Source organism: Rugamonas violacea (assembly GCF_016461825.1).
Lineage (GTDB): Bacteria > Pseudomonadota > Gammaproteobacteria > Burkholderiales > Burkholderiaceae_D > Rugamonas.
Map to the genome: position 1 here is coordinate 37,111 of NZ_JAEMNU010000094.1, position 21,065 is coordinate 58,175.

At 65.8% G+C, this 21,065-nt stretch carries 20 protein-coding genes; 15 read left to right on the forward strand and 5 right to left on the reverse strand.

From position 1 onward, the window contains the following. Window position 1: 1 nt before the first annotated feature. From H7U20_RS18015 to yacG, 10 genes are all read left to right on the forward strand, one after another. On the forward strand, window positions 2-1,288 hold the full coding sequence (locus H7U20_RS18015; protein WP_199760533.1) for an HlyC/CorC family transporter: 1,287 nt from the start codon (window positions 2-4) through the stop codon (window positions 1,286-1,288). Between the two features lie 182 nt (window positions 1,289-1,470). Next, window positions 1,471-3,198 (forward strand): type IV-A pilus assembly ATPase PilB, encoded by a 1,728-nt coding sequence (gene pilB / locus H7U20_RS18020; protein ID WP_199760534.1) that lies wholly within the window; start codon window positions 1,471-1,473, stop codon window positions 3,196-3,198. Between the two features lie 9 nt (window positions 3,199-3,207). Further along, window positions 3,208-4,425, forward strand: coding sequence for a type II secretion system F family protein (locus H7U20_RS18025; RefSeq protein ID WP_199760535.1), 1,218 nt, complete (start codon window positions 3,208-3,210; stop codon window positions 4,423-4,425). A 337-nt stretch (window positions 4,426-4,762) separates the two neighbouring features. Beyond that, on the forward strand, window positions 4,763-5,398 hold the full coding sequence (locus H7U20_RS18030) for a transglutaminase-like domain-containing protein (RefSeq protein WP_233410864.1): 636 nt from the start codon (window positions 4,763-4,765) through the stop codon (window positions 5,396-5,398). Between the two features lie 202 nt (window positions 5,399-5,600). After that, window positions 5,601-7,751, forward strand: a complete 2,151-nt coding sequence (locus H7U20_RS18035) for a serine/threonine-protein kinase (protein ID WP_199760536.1) — start codon at window positions 5,601-5,603, stop codon at window positions 7,749-7,751. Window positions 7,752-7,804: 53 nt separating this feature from the next. Continuing rightward, window positions 7,805-8,332 (forward strand): hypothetical protein, encoded by a 528-nt coding sequence (locus H7U20_RS18040; protein WP_233410865.1) that lies wholly within the window; start codon window positions 7,805-7,807, stop codon window positions 8,330-8,332. A 196-nt stretch (window positions 8,333-8,528) separates the two neighbouring features. Beyond that, the gene (locus tag H7U20_RS18045; protein ID WP_199760538.1) at window positions 8,529-9,398 is read left to right on the forward strand and encodes a prepilin peptidase; all 870 of its coding nucleotides are present in this window, start codon (window positions 8,529-8,531) and stop codon (window positions 9,396-9,398) included. A gap of 7 nt (window positions 9,399-9,405) precedes the next feature. Further along, window positions 9,406-10,086, forward strand: a complete 681-nt coding sequence (gene coaE / locus H7U20_RS18050; RefSeq protein WP_233410866.1) for a dephospho-CoA kinase — start codon at window positions 9,406-9,408, stop codon at window positions 10,084-10,086. Window positions 10,087-10,151: 65 nt separating this feature from the next. Beyond that, the gene (zapD, locus tag H7U20_RS18055) at window positions 10,152-10,907 is read left to right on the forward strand and encodes a cell division protein ZapD (RefSeq protein WP_199760539.1); all 756 of its coding nucleotides are present in this window, start codon (window positions 10,152-10,154) and stop codon (window positions 10,905-10,907) included. Between the two features lie 14 nt (window positions 10,908-10,921). After that, window positions 10,922-11,092: a DNA gyrase inhibitor YacG gene (gene yacG, locus H7U20_RS18060; protein WP_093388274.1), complete on the forward strand. Its 171-nt coding sequence runs from the start codon at window positions 10,922-10,924 to the stop codon at window positions 11,090-11,092. Between the two features lie 25 nt (window positions 11,093-11,117). Here yacG and H7U20_RS18065 read toward each other — a convergent pair whose 3' ends face one another. The 5 genes from H7U20_RS18065 to argJ all read right to left on the reverse strand — a co-directional run bounded on the left by H7U20_RS18065 (window position 11,118) and on the right by argJ (window position 14,816). Continuing rightward, window positions 11,118-11,459: a hypothetical protein gene (locus H7U20_RS18065; protein WP_233410867.1), complete on the reverse strand. Its 342-nt coding sequence runs from the start codon at window positions 11,457-11,459 to the stop codon at window positions 11,118-11,120. Window positions 11,460-11,517: 58 nt separating this feature from the next. Continuing rightward, the gene (locus H7U20_RS18070) at window positions 11,518-12,072 is read right to left on the reverse strand and encodes a Panacea domain-containing protein (RefSeq protein WP_199760540.1); all 555 of its coding nucleotides are present in this window, start codon (window positions 12,070-12,072) and stop codon (window positions 11,518-11,520) included. Between the two features lie 159 nt (window positions 12,073-12,231). Then, complete coding sequence (locus H7U20_RS18075) at window positions 12,232-12,687, reverse strand: NUDIX domain-containing protein (RefSeq protein WP_199760541.1); 456 nt, start codon at window positions 12,685-12,687, stop codon at window positions 12,232-12,234. Beyond that, window positions 12,684-13,568: an ATP-binding protein gene (locus H7U20_RS18080; RefSeq protein WP_199760542.1), complete on the reverse strand. Its 885-nt coding sequence runs from the start codon at window positions 13,566-13,568 to the stop codon at window positions 12,684-12,686. The genes H7U20_RS18075 and H7U20_RS18080 overlap by 4 nt, the downstream gene beginning before the upstream one ends. Window positions 13,569-13,577: 9 nt before the next feature. Continuing rightward, on the reverse strand, window positions 13,578-14,816 hold the full coding sequence (argJ, locus tag H7U20_RS18085) for a bifunctional glutamate N-acetyltransferase/amino-acid acetyltransferase ArgJ (protein WP_199760543.1): 1,239 nt from the start codon (window positions 14,814-14,816) through the stop codon (window positions 13,578-13,580). Window positions 14,817-15,081: 265 nt separating this feature from the next. On the opposite strand from argJ, the gene H7U20_RS18090 reads away from it, so the two are divergent. The 5 genes from H7U20_RS18090 (at window position 15,082) to H7U20_RS18110 (ending at window position 20,944) form a co-directional block, all read left to right on the forward strand. Next, the gene (locus H7U20_RS18090; RefSeq protein WP_199760544.1) at window positions 15,082-16,281 is read left to right on the forward strand and encodes a porin; all 1,200 of its coding nucleotides are present in this window, start codon (window positions 15,082-15,084) and stop codon (window positions 16,279-16,281) included. Window positions 16,282-16,290: 9 nt separating this feature from the next. Beyond that, complete coding sequence (locus H7U20_RS18095) at window positions 16,291-16,707, forward strand: type 2 periplasmic-binding domain-containing protein (protein WP_199760545.1); 417 nt, start codon at window positions 16,291-16,293, stop codon at window positions 16,705-16,707. A gap of 394 nt (window positions 16,708-17,101) precedes the next feature. Then, entirely contained in the window at window positions 17,102-18,322 is a 1,221-nt protein-coding gene (locus H7U20_RS18100; protein ID WP_199760546.1) for a porin, read from the forward strand. Between the two features lie 13 nt (window positions 18,323-18,335). Further along, window positions 18,336-18,743 (forward strand): type 2 periplasmic-binding domain-containing protein, encoded by a 408-nt coding sequence (locus tag H7U20_RS18105; RefSeq protein ID WP_233410868.1) that lies wholly within the window; start codon window positions 18,336-18,338, stop codon window positions 18,741-18,743. A 218-nt stretch (window positions 18,744-18,961) separates the two neighbouring features. Beyond that, the gene (locus tag H7U20_RS18110) at window positions 18,962-20,944 is read left to right on the forward strand and encodes a sensor histidine kinase (RefSeq protein WP_199760547.1); all 1,983 of its coding nucleotides are present in this window, start codon (window positions 18,962-18,964) and stop codon (window positions 20,942-20,944) included. Window positions 20,945-21,065 lie beyond the last annotated feature (121 nt).

The following is a 21,065-nucleotide window of genomic DNA, read 5'->3' on the forward strand; positions in this document are numbered from 1 at the left end:
CTTGGATACCGTGCCGTTTTGGGTGCAACTTCTTGCGCTCGCCCTCCTGATCCTATGCTCGGCATTCTTTGCCATGGCCGAAACCGCGCTGATGGCGGCCAATCGCTATCGTCTGCGGCATATGGCCAAACGCGGCAGCCGCCGCGCCATCACCACGCTGTGGCTGCTCGACCGCACCGACAAGCTGCTGTCGCTGGTGCTGATCGCCAACACCTTGATCAACGCCATGGCCACCGCCCTGGTCACCTCGATCGCCATCGACACCTTCGGCCATGACGACAACGTCATCACCGTCTCGACCGGCGTGGTGGCCTTCCTGCTGATCGTCTTCGCCGAGATCTCGCCCAAGGTGATCGGCGCCAGCTACCCGGAAAAGATCGCCCTGCCCACCGCCGTCGTGCTGAAACCGCTGATGGCCGCCGCCAAGCCGGTGATCTGGTTCGTCAACCTGTTCGTCGGCCTGGTGCTCAAGCTGTTCCGCATCAAGGCCGGCGCCCACGTCCAGGACGCCCGCCTGTCGCCGGAGGAACTGCGTTCCATCGTGCTGGAGGGCGGCAACTTCATCCCGCAGAAACACAAGAGCATCCTGCTCAACCTGTTCGACTTGGAAACCATCTCGGTCGAGGACGTGATGACGCCGCGCTCGCAGATCGAGGCGCTCAACCTGTCGCTGCCGGTCGAGGAGATCAAGCACGAGCTGACCACCTGCTACCACAACAAGCTGCCCGTCTACGAGGGCGAGATCAACCAGATCGTCGGCATCCTCCACGTGCGCAAGGCGGTGGCCCTGCTCAACCAGGAGGAGGAGCTGACCACCGAGCACTTCCGCGCCCTGCTCAGCACGCCCTACTTCATTCCGCAGGACACCGGCGTGTTCACCCAGTTGCAGTACTTCCAGGAAAACCGCGAGCGCCTCGGCATCATCGTCGACGAGTACGGCGAGGTGCAGGGCCTGGTGACCCTGGACGACATCATCGAGGAGATGATCGGCGAGTTCACCACCTCGATGCCGGGCGCCGCCCGGGCCGACAGCTTCGCCTGGAACGAGCAGGGCGAGTGTCTGCTCGAGGGCGCCACGACACTGCGCGACATCAACAAGCGCCTGGGTTTGACCTTCCCCCTGGACGGCCCGAAGACGCTGAACGGCCTGATGCTGGAGTTGCTGCAGGAAATCCCCGAGTCGCCGATCAGCGTCAAGGCCGGCAACTGCGTGATCGAGGTGGTGCAGGTGCAGAACCAATCGATCAAGGTGGTCAAATTGATACGCGGCGGCGCCAAGCGCAGCTGAGGCGCCGCCCCGGCGCCGGCCTCGGTCGCGCCGCCGGCCGCGCCGGCGCGCACGGTTGTTTCGTCAAAGAGACAAATGCTTTACAAAGCGCAACCCCGGGGGCATCATCGGATGGAGCGTTGCCGACCGGCCCTGCCGGCGCCGCAACCCTCCCACCGCAGTTCTCCTGATGGCGCGCACCCATGGCAGCAGTCATTCCCAACGCCACGCCCAGCACCGCCCTGCCGGGGCTGGCGCGGGCCCTGCTCCAGGCCGGGCGCCTCAGCGCGCCCCAGGCCGACGCGCTGCACAAAAAAGCCGGCAACGATAAGCAGGCCTTCATCGACGTGTTGCTGGCCAGCGGCGCGATCGACGCGCGCGCGCTGGCGCTGTTCTGTTCGGAAACCTTCGCCTACCCCCTGCTCGACCTGCACAGCGTCAACCTGGAGGCGCTGCCGCCCAAGGTCGTCGACCACCGCCTGATGCAGAGCCAGCGCGTGGTGCCGCTGTCCAAGCGCGGCAACAAGATGTCGGTGGCCATTTCGGACCCCACCAACATCCAGGCGCTGGACCAGATCAAGTTCCAGACCGAGTCCTCGGTCGAGCCGGTGATCGTCGCCCACGACGCCCTGCTGAACCTGCTGGCGGCGCTGAACAAGAACACCGAACAGAGCATCAACGACATGATCGGCGACGAGCAGGACATCCAGTTCGCCGAGGAGGACAGCGCCGCCGCCGCGCCCGAGGCCGGCGCCAACGACGTCGAGGACGCCCCGATCGTGCGCTTCCTCAACAAGATGCTGATGGACGCCGTCAACATGGGCGCCTCCGACCTGCACTTCGAACCGTTCGAGAAGTTCTACCGCATCCGCTTCCGCGTCGACGGCGTGCTGATGGAGCACGCCCAGCCGCCCATTTCGATCAAGGAAAAACTGGTGTCGCGCATCAAGGTGCTGGCCAAGCTCGACATCTCCGAGAAGCGCGTGCCGCAGGACGGCCGCATGCGCCTGATCGTCTCGCCGACCAAGACCATCGACCTGCGCATCAGCACCCTGCCCACCCTGTTCGGCGAGAAAACGGTGATGCGCATCCTCGACGCCACCCAGGCGCAGATGGGCATCGACGCGCTCGGCTACGACCCCGACCAGAAGGAGCTGCTGCTCGACGCCATCCAGCGCCCCTACGGCATGGTGTTGGTGACCGGGCCGACCGGCTCGGGCAAGACGGTGTCGCTGTACACCTGCCTGAACGTCATCAACAAGCCGGGCATCAACATCTCCACGGCGGAGGACCCGGCCGAGATCAACCTGCCCGGCGTCAACCAGGTCAACGTCAACGACAAGGCCGGCCTGACCTTTCCGGTGGCGCTCAAGTCCTTCCTGCGGCAGGACCCGGACATCATCATGGTCGGCGAGATCCGCGACCTGGAAACGGCCGACATCGCCATCAAGGCGGCGCAGACCGGCCACATGGTGTTTTCCACCCTGCACACCAACGACGCGCCGTCGACCCTGACGCGGCTGATGAACATGGGCGTGGCGCCGTTCAACATCGCCTCGTCGGTGATTTTGATCACCGCGCAGCGGCTGGCGCGGCGCCTGTGCAGCTGCAAGCAGGCGGTCGAGATCAGCGACGAGCTGCTGCTCAAGGCCGGCTTCCGCGCCGACGAGCTGGACGGCAGTTGGAAGCCCTACGGCCCGATCGGCTGCGAGCGCTGCAACGGCGGCGGCTACAAGGGCCGGGTCGGCATCTACCAGATCATGCCGATCACGCCGGCCATCGAGGCCTTGATCCTGGCCAACGGCAACGCCATGCAGATCGCCACCCAGTCCGAGAGCGAGGGCGTCAAGTCGCTGCGCAAGTCCGGCCTGGTGAAGGTAAGGAACGGCCTGACCAGTCTGGAGGAAGTGCTGGGCTGCACCAACGAATAGGGAGTCGGCATGGCCAGATCGAACGGCAACCAAGTCAAGGAATCGGTCTTCGCCTGGGAGGGCAAGGACAAGAGCGGCAAGACGGTGCGCGGCGAGCTGCGCGCCGGCGGCGAAGCCGTGGTCAACGTGACGCTGCGGCGCCAGGGCATCATGGTGACCAAGGTCAAGAAAAAGGTCTACCGCAGCGGCAAGAAAATCACCGACAAGGACATCTCCCTGTTCACCCGCCAGTTGGCGACGATGATGAAGGCCGGCGTGCCGCTGCTGCAATCGTTCGACATCGTCGGCAAGGGCCATGCCAACCCGTCCGTCTCCAAGCTGGTGATGGACCTGCGCGCCGACATCGAGACGGGCACCAGCCTGAACCAGGCCTTCCGCAAGTTCCCGCTGTACTTCGACCCGCTGTTCTGCAACCTGGTCGGCGCCGGCGAGCAGGCCGGCATTTTGGAGGACCTGCTGACCCGGCTGGCGATCTACAAGGAAAAGACCCTGGCGATGAAGGCCAAGATCAAGTCGGCGCTGATGTACCCGGTGTCGATCCTGGCGATCGCCTTCATCGTCACGGCGGTCATCATGATCTGGGTGGTGCCGGCCTTCAAGGAGGTGTTCGCCAGCTTCGGCGCCAACCTGCCGGCGCCGACCCTGTTCGTGATGGCGGTCTCCGAATATTTCGTGCGCTACTGGTATTTGATTTTCGGCAGCATCTTCGGCAGCCTGTACTTCTTCTTCCAGGCCTGGCAGCGCTCGCCCAAGGTGCAGCGCAACATGGACATCCTGCTGCTCAAGCTGCCCATCTTCGGCTCGGTGATCCGCAAGGCCACCATCGCCCGCTGGACCCGCACCCTGGCCACCATGTTCGCCGCCGGCGTGCCGCTGGTCGAGTCGCTCGACTCGGTCGGCGGCGCCGCCGGCAACGCCGTCTACCTGGACGCCACGCGGCGCATCCAGAACGAGGTCAGCACCGGCACCAGCCTGACGGTGGCGATGCAGAACGCCGACGTCTTCCCCAACATGGTGACGCAGATGGTCGCCATCGGCGAGGAGTCCGGCTCGCTCGACGCCATGCTGGGCAAGGTGGCCGACTTCTACGAGGAGGAGGTCGACGAGGCGGTGGCCTCGCTGTCGAGCCTGATGGAGCCGATGATCATGGTCATCCTCGGCGTGCTGATCGGCGGCCTGGTGGTGGCGATGTACCTGCCGATCTTCAAGCTCGGCTCGGTGGTCTAGGCGGCGCGGCCGGGCGGCCGCCGGCCGGCGGACCGCGCCGCATCGGGCGGCTGGCCGGCGTCGCATCGGCCGGCTGGCCGGCGTCGCATCGGCCGGCTGGCTGGCGCCGCATCGGCCGGCTGGCCGGCGCCGCGTCGGCCGGCGGCGGATACATCGTTAGTCGGCTACCGGCGCCACTTCCGCCTATGCGCTGGCCGACTCTGCGGATTTCTGTCAAAATTAGCAATTCGCCATCACCGCGAGCGCCGTCGCGCTGTGGCATGGAGCACAACGCTCCGGCCATGCCGGGCGCGCCGGGACTTGCCGGCCGCGCTGAACGGCGCCACACGCCCCAACCTTGACCACCACGAGCATGCACACCGACATCGACACCGCCGCCGACTTCCTGGCCAGCAGCAGCATCATCGACCACGACCATCCAGCCGTCGCCGCCCTGGCGCGCAGCCTGGCCGGCGCCAGCGCCGAGCAGACGGCGCGCAACTGCTTCGACTGGGTGCGCGACAACATCGAGCACAGCATCGACCACGGCCGCGACGAGGTCACCTGCGTCGCCTCCGAGGTGCTGGCCGCCGGCACCGGACTGTGCACGGCGAAGAGCCATCTGCTGGTCGCCCTGCTGCGCCAACACGGCATCGCCGCCGGTTTCTGCTACCAGCGCCTGCTGTTCGATGAGGCCGGCGGGGCCTATTGCAGCCATGGTCTGGTGGCGGTGTGGCTGGATGGCCACGGTTGGTATCGCTGTGACGCGCGCGGCAACAAGCCCGGCATCGCCTGCGCCTTCACCCCCGGCCGGGAAAATCTGGCCTTCGCCGTGCAGGCGCCGGGCGAGTGCCTGTACGACGAGGTGTGGGCCGAGCCGTGGGCGGAACTAGTGGCGCGCACACGGGCGCTGCGCTCGATCGCCGACTACCGCGCCGCGCCGCTCGACGTGGCGCCGCCGGTCGCCGCCGCCAATCGGCGCATCGCTGCCTGAGGTATTTGAGCTGTCCGAGGTGTCGGCCCGACAACTACTGGTCGAAATAACAGCTTGGCAAGAAGTGCTGCTATCAATTAACATTGTCCATAGTTAAACGTAGTTTAATTGCAACAGGATAGGAATATTATCCTAACAACAATCATATCTATGATTCAATAGTATTTCGCAAATATGCTGCGCGTGCGCGGCTGGAAGACGAATGGTGTCTGCCTCGATCAACTTGCAACAAAGCGTACACGGCGCCGACCTGCCGGATCACTTCCAGATCCGCAGCCAGCTCGGCGAGGGCAGCTACGGCCGGGTGTTCGAAGCCTGGGATACCTCCTTGTGCCGCGCCATTGCGATCAAACAGCTCAAGCAAGGCGCCGCCGCCCTCGATCCGGAACGTCTGATCCGCGAGGCGCGGCAGGCCGCAGCGCTCAGCCACAGCGCCTTTGTCAAAATCTTCTCGGTGGCCGGGGTCGGCGCCAATCAGGCCATCATCATGGAGCTGGTGCAGGGCAACACGCTGCGCCAGTGCATGCTGGATCGCACACTAAACCAGGCGCAGGCGCTGGAAATCGTCGACCAGATCGCCGCCGCCATGGCCGAGGCACATGCCAGCGGCCTGGTGCATGGCGACCTGAAGCCATCCAACCTCATCATCGAAGCCTCCGGCGCGCCGCGCATCCTCGACTTCGGCCTGGCACGCCAGATCAATCCGCTGGCCAACCCGTCGTCAATGACCGACCACAGCGACGGCACCATCGCCTACATGGCGCCCGAACGCCTGGGCGGCCAACCACCCAGCGTCGCCTCCGACATCTACGCCCTCGGCGCCATGCTGTACGAAATGCTGGCCGGCACCCGCCCGTTTGCCGACCTCGACGGCCTAGCCCTCGCCGCCGCCCACCTGCAATCGTGCTCCTCGCGCTGGCCCTTCCCGCCTGAGGTGCCGGCCGCTACCGTGGCACTCGTGCTGGCTATGACGGCACGCGATCCCAGCGTGCGGCTGCGCTCGATGGCGGCGGTGCGCCAGCGCATCGCCGCGCTGAGCGCGCCGGACGCCCCGGCGGCAACGGCGACGCGGCGGCGCTGGCGCGGCTGGCGCGGCGCGGCTGCTGCCGGCGCCGCCGTCGCGCTGCTGGGCGGCGCGCTGTGGCTGCTGGCGCCACTGCAACGCTGGCTGCCCGCCATGGCGCCGGCGCAAACGCTGCAGGCCGGCATGGAGGCGCTGCGCCACTACGACCGCGACGACAGCCTGACCGAGGCAACCGCCACCTTCCAGGCAATCCTGCGGCAGAATCCACGCCAGGCCAGCGCCGCCGCCGGCCTGTCGCTCGCCTACAGCATGCGCTACAACGGCGACGGGCGCGACCCGGCCCTGCTGGCGCAGGCCAACGCCAGCGCCCAGCAGGCGCTGCGGCTGGACGACCAACTGGCGCTGGCCCACGTGGCGCTGGGCGACACGCTGCTGGTGGTCGGCCAGCAGGAAGCCGCGCTGCCGCACTACTCCCGCGCCCTCGAACTCGATCCGCGCTGCCTGCTGGCGCTGATCGGCAAGATCAACTCCCTGCTCACCCTGCGCCGCTTCGACGAGGCAGAAACGCTGCTGCGTCAGGGACGCCAAATGCATCCGCGCGAACGGCGCCTGGCCGACCTGCTCGGCACGCTGCGCTTCCAACAGGCCGACTACACCGCCGCCGAGGCGGCCTTCCGCCTCAGCCTGCAACTCGACCCCGAGACCGTCTACGCCTACGCCAATCTGAGCATGGCCCTGCTGCGCCAAGGGCGCGGCGACGAGGCGCTGCAGGTACTGCAACAGGGCCTGCAGGTGCGCCCGAACGGCCGCCTGTACACCAACCTGGGCACCACACTGTTCGCCCGCGCCGACTACGCCGGCGCCGCACAGGCCTTCGAGCGCGCCGTCTCGGGGGCCAAGGGCAGCCCCAACGACTATCTGAAGTGGGCCAACCTGGCCGACGCGCTGCGCTGGCTGCCGGGCCGCGAGGCCGACTCGCAGCAGGCCTACCGGCGCGCCAGCGAGCTGCTCGCCGTGCAGCTCGAACGCACGCCGGACAACGCCGTGCTGGCCTCGCGCATGGGCTGGTACCGCGTCCGTCTGGACGATGCCGCCGGCGCCCTTAAATGGACCGAACGGGCACTGGCGCGGGCGCCGGCCAGTCCCGACGTGCAATTCCGCGCTGCGCTGGCGTACGAACTGGGCGGCCGCCGCCCGTCCGCCATCGCCGCGCTGATACGGGCGAGCACCCTGGGCTATCCCGCCCATTTGATCGACAGCGAGCCCGACTTGATCGCGTTGCGGCGCGATCCACATTATCAATCCCTCCTCCTTGAAAGTGCACAATGAAACTGGAAGCGCAAGCAGCCAACACGGAAGACAAAGCATACAAAGAAGTATTGTTGAAGGTATCGTTCGACGCCAACCAGACCAGCGACGCGCTGGACTGGGAGTTCCTGCCGAATTCGCGCCCGGTCAAGGGTGACCACGCCGGCGGCATCCTGTTCCAACCGGGTGAGATGCTGCACGTCGAAATCGACGGCCTGGGCAGCCACGCCAGCGGCTACCGTGGCTTCGAGGTGGTCGACTGCTGCCTGCTGACAAACCCGCAAATCATCCAAATCGGCGCCAAGCTGCCGCTCAAGTACGCCGCCCCCTCGCCGTTCTGCGGCATCGACCGCGCCGTTTACGTCCTACCTAACAAGTTCGAGGTGGTTCCGTGCACTGAACCGCACCCGAGCCGTCCACACGAGCACCGCGTCAAGCAAGTCTGGCAAGGCGAGCTGGAAGTGGCCAAGGCGCAGGGCCGCTGGGAAATATCCCTCTACGTCACAGTGCGGCTCAACTTCGGCGACGTCCGCCCGGCCGAGCTGCGCGTCTTCTCGTTCGATCCGGAAGGCGAAGTCGGCGACGGCGGTGCCCCACCTTAAGCAACAGCCCGCCGGCGCCGCCGCCCGCTCGCCCTGAGCAGGGCCGCGCCGGCCCGGCAAAAAATCCCCTCCAACAACAAAATCTGCGACGCCGGTCCGCCGCCGCCGGGCTTGCCGTGTTTTAATACGGGAATTCGCCCGCCGCCGCCTCGTCGAGACGGCGCGTCCGGGCCAACCGAACGCGGAAGCCGATACGATGTCCCCACACCCCCTGCTCTTCGCCGCTCCGGCCGACTTCGCCGTCAGCCTGCTGGCCGGCCTGTTCGGCTTGCTGTTCGGCAGCTTCCTCAACGTGGTGATCTACCGCGTGCCGAAGATGATGCAGCGCGAATCGGACAACTACGTCGCCGTCGAGAGCGGCCGCGAGCCGCCCCACGCCGACCGTTTCAACCTGATGGTGCCGCGCTCGGCCTGCCCGCACTGCGGCCACCAGATCGGCGCGCTGGAAAACATCCCCCTGCTCAGCTGGCTGCTGCTGCGCGGCAAATGCAGCGCCTGCAAGGCGCCGATCTCGGTCCGCTACCCGGCCGTCGAACTGCTCACCGGCCTGCTGTCGGCCCTGTTGGTGTGGCGCTTCGGCAGCGGCTGGGCCGGCCTGGCCACGCTGTTCTTCCTCTACAGCCTGATCGCCATGACCTTCATCGACGCCGACACCCAGTTGCTGCCCGACGACCTGACCTACCCGCTGCTGTGGGTCGGCCTGCTGGTCAACCTGAACGGCACCTTCGTGCCCTTGCAGGACGCGGTGATCGGCGCGGCGGCCGGCTATCTGGCGCTGTGGAGCATCTACTGGCTGTTCAAGCTGGCGACCGGAAAAGAGGGAATGGGGTATGGTGACTTCAAACTGCTGGCCGCGCTGGGCGCCTGGCTGGGCTGGGCCATGCTGCCGACCATCATCCTGTTGTCCTCGGTGGTCGGCGCGTTGGTCGGCATTGGCCTGATCGTCTTCGCCCGCCACGGCCGCAACAACCCGATCCCCTTCGGCCCCTATCTGGCCGCCGCCGGGCTGATCGCCATGTTGTACGGCAACTCGATTTCCGCTTACACCCTCGGCCTGCTGGGCTGAACCACCGATGACCATGTCCGCCACGCCCGCCACCGCCCCGCCCCCAGTCATATCCCCCCTCCCCTTCGCCGTCGGCCTGACCGGCGGCATCGGTTGCGGCAAGAGCACCGTCGCCGACATGTTCGCCGCGCGTGGCGCCAGCATCGTCGACACCGACCTGATCGCCCACCAGCTGACCGGGCCGGGCGGCGCCGCCATGGCCGCCATCGTCGCCGAATTCGGCGCCGAGTTCGCCGACGCCCACGGCGCGCTCGAGCGTGCCCGCATGCGCGCGCTGGTGTTCGGGGAGCCGGCGGCCAAGGCCAGGCTGGAGGCGATCCTGCATCCGCGCATCCGCGACGCCGCGCTGGCGGCCGCCGCCGCCGCCAGCGGCAGCTACGTGATCTACGCCGTGCCGCTGCTGTTCGAATCGGGCAGCTGGCGCGCCCGCGTCGCCCGGGTGCTGGCCGTCGACTGCCCGGAAAGCCTGCAAATCGCCCGCGTGATGGCGCGCAATGGCTTGCCAGAAGCCCAGGTCAAGGCCATTATGGCGACTCAGGTGCCGCGCCAACTGCGCCGCGAGTTGGCCGACGATATCGTCAGCAACGAGGGCGGCATCGCCGACCTGGCGCCGCAAATCGAGCGGCTGCACAATTTATACCTGGCATTTTCGAAAAGAACGACGACAATACCGTCGCAACGTTTGTAATTTTGCTTCGCTTGCTTCAAAATCACGGGATTGAGCGGGTTCCACACATAAAAAGGGATGTTATTTTGATTGTCTACGAATATCCTTTCAACGAGCGCATACGCACGTTGTTGCGGTTGGAGGATCTGTACGAGAAATTCAAGTTCTTTGTCCATCAAGAACATCCAATGCAACATCACGTCGCCCTCGCCACCATCTTCGACATGCTCGAAGTGGCCGGCCGCGCCGACCTCAAATCCGATCTACTGCAGGAGCTGGAACGCCAGCGGCAAAGCCTGCTCGGCTACCGCATGAATCCAAATGTCCAGGCGGAAACGCTGGACGCGATACTCGCCGAGCTCGACGACGTCAGCAGCGCGCTGGTGTCGGCCCAGGGCAAGACCGGCCAAAACGTGCGCGACAATGAATGGCTGATGAGCATACGCGGCCGCACCATCATCCCCGGCGGCGCCTGCGAGTTCGACCTGCCGTCCTACTACGCCTGGCAGAAACGCAGCGCCCAGCAGCGCTTCAACGACATCGCCAACTGGTTCGCCCCGCTGGCGCCGCTGTTCGACGCGCTGGCCCTGGTGCTGCGCCTGCTGCGCGACTCGGGCGGCCCGATCAAGATGATCGCCGTCGCCGGCAGCTACCAACAAATGCTGCAAGGCAAGGTCTACCAGATGCTGCGGCTGAGCCTGGACGAATCCTTGGGCGCGATCCCGGAGATTTCCGCCAACAAATACATGCTGTGGGTGCGTTTCACCACCCAGGGCGGCGACTTGAAACCCAAGCCGCTGGAAGACGATGTCCCATTTGAGCTGACGCTCTGTAACTTTTGAGAAGATGATTTGCGATGACCGTAGTTGATTGCCCGACCTGCGCCAAGAAGGTGGAGTGGAGCGAAAAGAACAAATACCGCCCGTTCTGCTCGGAGCGCTGCAAACAGATCGACCTGGGCGCCTGGGCCGAGGAAAAGTACGCCATCCCGGCCGCCCCGCCGGTCGATCCGCTCGACGAGGAATAGAGAGCTGTCGGCGATGACAGCCTCTTCACTTGTATAACTGATAAAAATCCAGATATTCGGGACTCATCTGCCCGCCCGACACGCCGGCAGCGATGCGCTCGAACACGATCGGGCTGATCGGCGGCGGCCGAAACAGGATTGTTTTCGCTGCGATGAGTTGGCGTAGCCGCTGTAGACTGATCTTGCGCGCCTTTGAGTACAGTATGTAGCTTCGGCGCCGGATGAAAGAGTGATCGCCAACCTCAAGGATGCACGCCGGGTCGTACGGAACGTTCGGGTAGATCGTCGTAGCGTTGACCAACAATATCGAGTCGTGCTTTGCCGGGTCGGTCAATACGACGAAAAAATGAAATTGCTCCTCCGACAAATCAGGACCGCTTGGTATTAAAAAAGCGTCTCTCCGGGCAATCGGAAAGTGGGCTGAGCTAATCATCTGCGTCAGCGAGCAACTTGTCCAGGTACTGCTGCGCCTTCATTTCTTTCGCCATCAATTCGGCGTCGGGCGCTGAAGCCCCAAGCGCCATAAAGACACGTTGCGCCGGAATCGGCGACGATGAACCCTTTGGATCTTTCCACTCCGCGCACTGATCATGCGTATATTTGACAAGATCCCATTGATTCATCTGGCCGAACTCTGCCCAGACGCCATCAACGATACTCATCGTCGCATCGCTCAAAGCATCCAGGTTCTTACGTGCAATCGCATGTTTGAGCCGCACTTCATGCTGTTCACGGTCTTCGACCAAGCCATCCCACTCATCCGACACAATAAAACCATTCGTCAGATCAAGCGATTGCGAAAGAACCGGCCCCTTTGGCATGGAGACCATTTGGTCATCAGAAACTTGAAATCCATGACGCTTCATGGCCTCGCGCTCGACAAGATATAGCAATTTTGTCAATTTGAGCACATTCAGACGACCGCCCGCTCGGTCGAGCAGCGCAGCGGCCAACTGTGCTGCTTCGCGTTTCTTAAACATGATATTTTCCTCGAAAATCAGCACTTCAACGACGCCGATTCACTTCATTCAGAATATACCCAAACCAGCCGGCGCGACGACGCGCGCTACCAATATAACGCATTGGCGAACGCTCCGTTTAGCTGGCATTAAAGACGCAACGGATGCCACCGGCGCAAGCTAAGGCAACGCCGCCGGATCGTGGCGGATCTGCTCCAGCCACTCCAGCAGCGGTATGGTCGCCGGCAACAGCGGCTCGACGCCGACCGCGCCCTGCCAGGCGAAGGCCTGGCCTTCCAGGCTCTGCGCCTCGCCGTGCCAGTCGCGGCTGATGAAGAAATGCAGCCGCACATGGGCGTGCGGATACACATATTCCACCCCGCACCACTCCTGCGCGCTCTCGACCACCATGCCCAGCTCTTCCATGAACTCGCGCTTGAGCGCCTGCAGCACCGTTTCGCCCGGATCGACTTTGCCGCCGGGGAATTCCCAGTAACCCTCGTAGGGCTTGCCGGCCGGACGCTGGCCGAGCAGCACGTCGCCGTTGGCGGCGATCAAGATGCCCACCGCCACGTCGACCGGCTTGAGCGCCGCCACCGCCGGCGCCGCCGCGTTCAGCGCCGTTGCCGCGCTCATGGCGTGCCTTCGGGCAGCTTGCCGGCGTGGTCCTTGGCGAACTGCCAAGCCACCCGGCCCGAGCGCGAACCGCGCTGCAAGGCCCAGCGCAGCGCGTCGGCGCGCGCCGCCGCGATCTGCGCGGCGTCGCAGCCGAACGAGCCCAGCCAGTGCGCCACGATGTCCAGATAGTCGTCCTGCTTGAACGGGTAGAACGACAGCCACAGGCCGAAGCGCTCCGACAACGAGATCTTCTCCTCCACCGTCTCGCCCGGATGCAGGTCGCCGTCCTCGTCGTGCTGGTAGCTGGCGTTGTCGGACATGCGTTCCGGCATCAAATGGCGCCGGTTCGAGGTGGCGTAGATCAGCACATTGTCCGACTGCGCCGCCACGCTGCCGTCCAGCGCCACCTTCAGCGCCTTGTAGCCGCTCTCGCCCTCCTCGAACGACAGGTCGTCGCAGAAGATGACGAAACGCTCGGGCCGGCCGGCCACCAGGTCGACGATGTCGGGCAGCTCGGCAAGGTCGGCCTTGTCGACCTCGATCAGGCGCAGGCCGTCGACGGCGAACTGGTTCAGGCAGGCCTTGATCAGCGAGGACTTGCCGGTGCCGCGCGCGCCCGTCAACAGCACGTTGTTGGCCGGCCGGCCGCGCACGAACTGGCGCGTGTTCTGCTCGATCTGCGCCTTTTGCGGGCCGATGTTGTGCAGGTCGTCCAGCGCGATGGTCGAGACGTGGGCCACCGCCTGCAGATAGCTGGCGCCGCCGCCGTTGCGCTTGCGCCAACGGTAGGCATGGCCCAACTTCCAGTCGGGCTCGCGCGGCGCCTGCGGCAGGATCGCCTCGACCCGTTGCAGCAGGGCCTCGGCGCGCACGAGGAATTGTTCCAGGGGGCTGGCCATGGCCATCCCTCAGGAACGGTAGTCGGCGTTGATGGTCACGTACTCGTGCGACAGGTCGCAGGTGTAGACGGTGGCCTCGGCGGCGCCGCGCGCCAGCTTGACGCGCACCGTGATCTCGCTTTGGCTCATCACGCGCTGGCCGTCCTCCTCCTTGTAGTCGGGGTTGCGGCCGCCGTTCTTGGCGACCCAGACGTCGTCCAGGTAGAGGTTCAACTGCTCGACGTCGAGGTCGTCGATGCCGGCGTAGCCGATGGCGCACAGGATGCGGCCCAGGTTCGGATCGGCGGCGAAGAAGGCGGTCTTGACCAGCGGCGAGTGGCCGATCGAGTAGGCCACCTTGCGGCACTCCTCGACGTCCCTGCCGCCCTCGACGGTGATGGTGATGAACTTGGTGGCGCCCTCGCCGTCGCGCACGATGGACTGGGCCAGGAACAGCGACAGTTCGGTGACGGCGGCGGCCAGCGCGGCGTACTCGGCCGAGTCGACCGAGTCCACCACCAGCGTGCCGGCGCCGGTGGCGATCAGCATGAAGGAGTCGTTGGTCGAGGTGTCGCCGTCGATGGTGATGCAGTTGAACGAGCGGTCGGCGGCGTGCTTGACCAGGGCGTCGAGCACCGGCTGGGCCACCTTGGCGTCGAAGGCCAGGAAGCCGAGCATGGTCGCCATGTTCGGCTTGATCATGCCGGCGCCCTTGCTGATGCCGCTCATGGTCACGCTGTGGCCGCCGATGCTGAGCGTGCGCGAGGCCGCCTTCGGCTGGGTGTCGGTGGTCATGATCGCCTCGGCGGCGTTGAACCAGCTGTCGGCGCGCTGGCCGGCGACGGCCTGCGGCAGGGCGGCGACGATCTTGCCGGCCGGCAGGGGTTCGAGGATCACGCCGGTCGAGAACGGCAGGATCTGTCCCGCTTCGCAGCCCAGCAGGCCGGCCAGCGCGGCGCAGGTCTCGTTGGCCAGGGCCAGGCCGACGGCGCCGGTGCCGGCGTTGGCGTTGCCGGTGTTGACCATCAGGGCGCGGATCGGCTTGCCGCCGTCGCGCACGGCGGCCAGGTGGGCCTTGGCGATCTGCACCGGCGCGGCGCAGAAGCGGTTCAGCGTGAACACGCCCGAGACGGTGGCCGTCGGCGCCAGCGTCAGCACCAGCACATCCTTGCGCTTGGGCTTCTTGATGCCGGCTTCGGCGAAGCCGATTTCAATACCGGCGACGGGCTTCAGGTCGCTGGCGACGGGCAGGGGGGAATTGACGGCCATATTCGGGTTCTCATGGGTGGGAAAAGGGAGCCGCTATTGTAATCCCTGACGCCATCCGATGGGTGCGGCGGACGCGGCGGCGGCGGCGGTGCGGCGGCGGGCGCCCCGCCGGCGGTCCACAACGGGCGCCGTTGCCCTCACACAACGGAAAAGCGTGTCCAGGATAAAAAGCCGGCGACAAGAAGATGCCGCAGGTACACACTCGACGCAGCGTCAACAAGCTGGCAAAACAACAAGGCGCCCACACCACCTTGGAGGGAAACCGATGAAACCAGTCACACTGTCACGCACCGCACTCGCACTCCTGGCGGCCTGCGCCGCCCTGCCCTCGCACGCCGAGGACGGCCCCGCCATCACCATCAGCGGCTTCGGCACGGCCGCGCTGACCATGAGCGACACCGACCAGGCCGAGTACATCCGCCCCGGCCAGGCGGCCGGCGTGCGCAAGGACCCGCGCCCCGGCGTCGACTCCAACTTCGGCGTGCAGGCCACCGCCAAGTGGAACGAGACCGTCTCCTTCACCGCCCAGGGCCTGATGCGCAAGTTCGCCACCGACCAGTACGGCGCCGAGCTGGCCTGGGCCTTCGCCAAGTACAAGGCCAACGACGACTTCAGCCTGCGCGCCGGCCGCATCGGCCTGCCGATCTACCTGATCTCGGACTTCCGCAACGTCGGCTACGCCAACACCATGCTGCGCCCGCCGGCCGAGGTCTACCGCCAGGTCTCGGTCGACCATGTCGACGGCGTCGACGTGATCTACCAGCACAGCTTCGACGACACCGCCGTCACCGCCCAGTTCGCCTTCGGCAAGTCGAAGACCCGCGCGCCGGGCAACTACTACATCGACTTCAGCACCGTCACGGCGCTCCACGTGGTGGTCGAAAACGGCCCCTTCACCTACCGCTTCGGCCGCGCCGACGCCAAGTTCTCGGTCAAGGACAACGTCGGCCTGAACGGCCTGAACGCGACGCTGCGCGCCGTCGGCCTGGCTGGCATCGCCGACGACCTCAAGCTCGACGACGTCAAGGGCTCGTTCACCTCGGTCGGCATGACGATGGACTACAAAAACTTCCTGATCCAGGCCGAGTACGCCAAGCGCAAGACCGAGTCGCTGGTGATCCACGACACCAGCTCCTGGTACGCCATGTTCGGCTACCGCTACGGCAAGTTCACGCCCTACTACATGTACGGCGACGTCAAGCAGGACAGCCGCAACGAGTACAGCGCGCTGCCCACCAGCGGACCGCTGGCGCCGCTCAGCGCGGGGGTCAACAGCACGATCAAGGCCGGCCTGCAGTCGAGCAACGCGATCGGCCTGCGCTGGGACTTCTACAAGGCCGCCGCGCTGAAGCTGCAGATCGACCGCATCAGCCCGCGCAACGGCGCCGGCGCCTTCATCAACGCCGCGCCGGGCTTCACGGGCCCGGTCAATGTGTACGCGGTCGGCATCGACTTCGTTTTCTAAGGGGCCAACATGCAAACCAGACCCGTCAAACTCGCCCTGTCCCTGCTCGCCGCCGGCCTGGCGCTCGCCGCGCCGGTGTGCGCCGCGGAGATCGTCGTCATCGTCAGCCCGAAAAACCCGGCCACCCGCATGTTCAGCGAACAAGCCTCGCAGTTCTTCCTCGGCAAGTCCAGCCTGTTCACGCCGATCGAGCGCAACGACAGTCCGCTGCGCAACGAGTTCTACCAGAAGGTGCTGGGCAAGGACGCCACCCAGGTCAAGGCGATCTGGTCCAAGCTGGTGTTCACCGGCAAGGGCAACGCGCCGAAGGAGTACAACTCCGACGCCGAGGTCAAAAAGGCCGTCGCCGCCGACCCCGTCGCCATCGGCTACATCGACAAGGCCCACGTCGACGACACCGTGAAAGTGATACTGACCGTGCCATAAACTGCGCCGGACGTGTTAACCGAAAGTCACAAACGGCGCCCGCGTGGCGCCTTTTTCACGTCCCGCCGCCGGCGCGCCGCCGGGTCCGTCGGCGCCACCGCCAGGGCGATATCGAATTCAAAAAATTACCAGAAAGACCATTAAAAAATCGCAGAAACGCATGATCATTTGTTAAATTTTCCCATATGATAATCAATATCCCCCTATGGATTGCTCAAAAAAACGACAGTTTTTAGTACACTCGTTCTATTCCATTCATTCCATTTTATCCCTGAAGAAAATTGGTCTAAGGTAACACCTGCACGCCCTACCCGGTTTGTAACAGGGGACTGGCGCACCACCGCCAAGCAGCAATCAAGAACCGAATATAAAAACACACGAAGGAATACGGCAGATGAAAAAACAACTATTGGTAGCATCCGTACTGGCCGCGCTGGGCTTGATGCAAGCCCGCGCCGGCGTACTCGACGACGGCAATCTGAGCATCAGCGGCTTCGGCACGCTGGGCGTGGCCAAGAGCAACACCGACGCGGTCGAATTCGCCCGCTACAACCAGGCCGAAGGCGTGGCCGACAAGGCCAAGATCGGCCTCGACTCCAACCTGGGCCTGCAGGCGACCTACAAGATCAACGAGATGTTCTCGGCCACCACGCAGATCCTGACACGCAAGAACACCAGCCAGAGCTTCACCACCGACCTGACCTGGGCCTTCCTGAAGATCAAGGTCAACGAGGAGGTCAATCTGCGCGTCGGCCGCGTCGTCGTGCCGACCTTCCTGATCTCCGACTACCAGAACGTCGGCTACGCCAACACCATGATGCGTCCGCCGGTCGAGATGTACGGCCAGGCGCCGATCGAGAACGTCGACGGCGTCGACGTCAACTACCAGCACGCCATCGGCGACTTCAACCTGACCACCCAGGCCTTCGTCGGCGTCAGCCGGGGCAAGCTGTTCGTGCCGACGGCCGGCGGCTCGGTCGCCACCTACCGCGCGCCCGCCGCCGGCATCAGCGTGGGCGGCGAATACGGCCCGTTCACGCTGCGCCTGGGCCATGCCCAAGCCAAGCTCGACAGCAACGACGTCGCGCCGCTGAACAAGCTGACCAACACCCTGAAGACGGTCGGCTTCGCCCAACTGGGCCAGGACATGACCCTGAACGGCGGCAAGCGCATCGCCTTCACCTCGCTCGGCCTGACCATGGACTGGCGCAACATCGTGGTGCAGGGCGAGTACGCCCAGCGCCGCGCCAAGGAGCCGGTCTACGTGCCCGACACCAACGCCTGGTACACCATGCTCGGCTACCGCTTCGGCAAGATCCTGCCGTACTACAGCCACGCCGCCTACAAGGGCGCCGGCCAGTCGGTCAACGTGCCGGCCAACTTCCCCAAGGCCGGTGCGCTGGCGAGCGCCGTCAACTACAGCTTCCTCAGCTCGTCCGAGCAGAGTTCGGACCTGATCGGCGTGCGCTGGGACTTCGCCAAGTCGCTGGCACTCAAGGTGCAGGTCGACCGCGTCAAACCGAAAGCCAAATCCGGTTCGCTGAACTTCGGTCCGGCCGCCGGCTACACCAACAATGTCACCGTGGTCGGCGCCGCGCTCGACTTCGTGTTCTGATCAGGAGGCCACCATGAAAACCACAATGACCTCGCTGTTGTTGACCGCCCTGCTGGGCACCACCCTGTCGGCCTCCGCCGAGACGGTCGTCATCGTCAGCCAAAAGAACCCGGCCACCCGCATGTTCTCGGAACAGGCCTCGCAATTCTTCCTGGGCAAGTCGGCGATGTTCACGCCGGTCGACCAGGCCGAAAGCTCGGCCATCCGCGCCGACTTCTACCACAAGGTGGCCGACAAGGACCCGGCCCAGGTCAAGGCGATCTGGTCCAAGCTGGTGTTCACCGGCAAGGCCACGCCGCCCAAGGAGTACAGCTCCGACGCCGAGGTGAAGAAGGCCGTCGCCGCCGATCCGAAGGCGATCGGCTACATCAACAAGAACTCGGTGGACGACAGCGTCAAGGTGATCCTCAGCCTGCCTTGATCGCGCCGCGGCCCGACTGAAGCGCCCGACGCCCGGCCCCGCCGGGCGTTTTTACGTCCGGGCGCCATCTCGATGCTGCCGAATGGCAAGCGATGGGTTATATTGACAAGTCAAATTGACAAGTCGGCAGCCTTCGCGGCGGCGCTAGCCCGCCCGCCGCCCGCAGCGGGAACGGAGCAGCCGTTCCCGGCAGCGCCGACCAGACGGAGACCCAAGCTTTGAACCTATCGCTGCGCACGAAATTTCTGGTGCTGAGCGCCGTGGTGCAGGCCCTGGTGGTCGCCTTGCTGATCTGGAACAGCCTGCGCCTGATGGACAACGCCGTCGGCAAGAACGCCGAGCGGGTCGCCCACGAATACGCCGTCACCCTCAACCTCTCGCTCAGCCCCTACGCCATCAACGGCAAGCTGGGCCAGCTGTCCGGCTACCTGGCCGAGATGCTGGCCGACCCCGAGGACAGCTTCCTGCGCTACATCGTCATCCTCGACGCCAAGGGCCGCCCGATCATCGAGATCGGCGGCAGCGCCGCCGCGTTGCCGCCGACGCTGCGCGGCGGCGCGGCCGGCGCCAACGGCGGACGCGGCGCGCGCACCTTCACCGAGGGCCAAACCCTGCACGCGCGCGCCCCGCTGCTGCTGCAGGACAACCAGGTCGGCACGCTCAACTTCGGCCTCTCGACCACCGACCTGACCCGCGCCAGCGACGAGGTGATGCTGCAGGGCGGCGCCATCTCGCTGGCCGGCTTCGTGCTCGGCCTGAGCCTGTTCTACCTGTTCACCCACGGCATCGGCCGCCGCCTGGCCGCGCTGACCGGCCAGTCGCGCCAGATGGCCCACGACCAGGCTTGGGCCGAACAGGGCGGCGACGAGATCGACATGTTCTCGCGCTCGCTCGACGGCATGAGCGCGGCGCTGCGCGAGCGCGTCGCCCAGCTCGAACAGTCCGAGCGCCGCCTGGTCGAATCGGAGGCCCGCTTCAAGATCCTGTTCGACATGGCGCCGCTGCCGCTCAGCGTGTCCGACCACGAGGGCCGGGTGATCGCCGCCAACCAGGCGCTGGCGCGCACCTTCGACTACCCGGTCGAGCAGCTGATCGGCATGCGCTCGGACCAGGTGACCTTCTGGGCCAGCGCCGTCGAGCGCGACCGCATCTGGAACATCTACCAGAACGACGGCGCGGTGCACGGCGCCATCGCCGGCGTCTGCCTGCCCGACGGCAGCGTCGGCAGCGTGGCGATCTGGTCGTCCTCGCTGGTGCTCGACGGCCGCCCGGCCATCATCTGGGCCTTGCTCGACCTGAGCGAGGAACTCAACGCCAAGCGCGAACTGAAGGACCTCAACGTCTCGCTGGAGAGCCGGGTGCGCGAGCGCTCGGCCGCGCTGGAGCTGGCCAACCGCGACCTCAGCGTGGCCCTGGAAACCTTGCAACGGACCCAGGACGAGCTGCTGGCGGCCGAAAAAATGGCCTCGCTGGGCTCGCTGGTGGCCGGCATCGCCCACGAGCTCAACACGCCGATCGGCAACAGCCTGCTGGCCTCGACCACGCTGGGCGACCGCGTCAACGAGTTCGAGGCGCTGGTCGAGGGCGGCGCGCTGCGCCGCTCCGAGCTGCGCGCCCACATGGAGGAGGTGCGCCTGGCCAGCGGCCTGATCTCCGGCTCGCTGCACAAGGCGGCCGACCTGATCTCCTCGTTCAAGCAGGTGGCGGTCGACCAGACCAACGACCAGCGCCGCAGCTTCGACCTGCTGACCGTGGTGCAGGACACGCTGGCCACCTACACGCCGCGGCTGCGCCAGGCCGGCTGCAGCGCCGCGCTGGCGATCGCGCCCGGCCTGACGCTGGACTCCTATCCGGGCAGCCTGTACCAGATCCTCAACAACCTCATCAACAACACCCTGGCGCACGCCTTCGCCCGTGGCCACGCCGGCACCATCACCATCTCCGCCGGCGACCTCGGCCAGGGCCAGGTCGAGCTGGTCTTCGCCGACGACGGCGCCGGCATGCCCGACGAGGTGCTGCGCCGCGTCTTCGACCCCTTCTTCACCACCAAGATGGGCCAGGGCGGCACCGGCCTGGGCATGCACATCGTCTACAACATCGTCACCGGCATGCTGGGCGGCCGCATCGCCATCGAATCGGCGCCCGGCCAGGGCACCACGGTGCGCATGGCGCTGCCGCGCTGCTCGCCGCAGCGCGGCTAAGGGCGCGGCCGACCCCTCGCAGCCGAGGGCGCAGCCGAACCCTCGCAGCCGAGGGCGCAGCCAAACCCTGCGGCGTGGAGCCGGGGTCGGACCCGCCGGGTCCGACCCCAGGTTTGCGCCG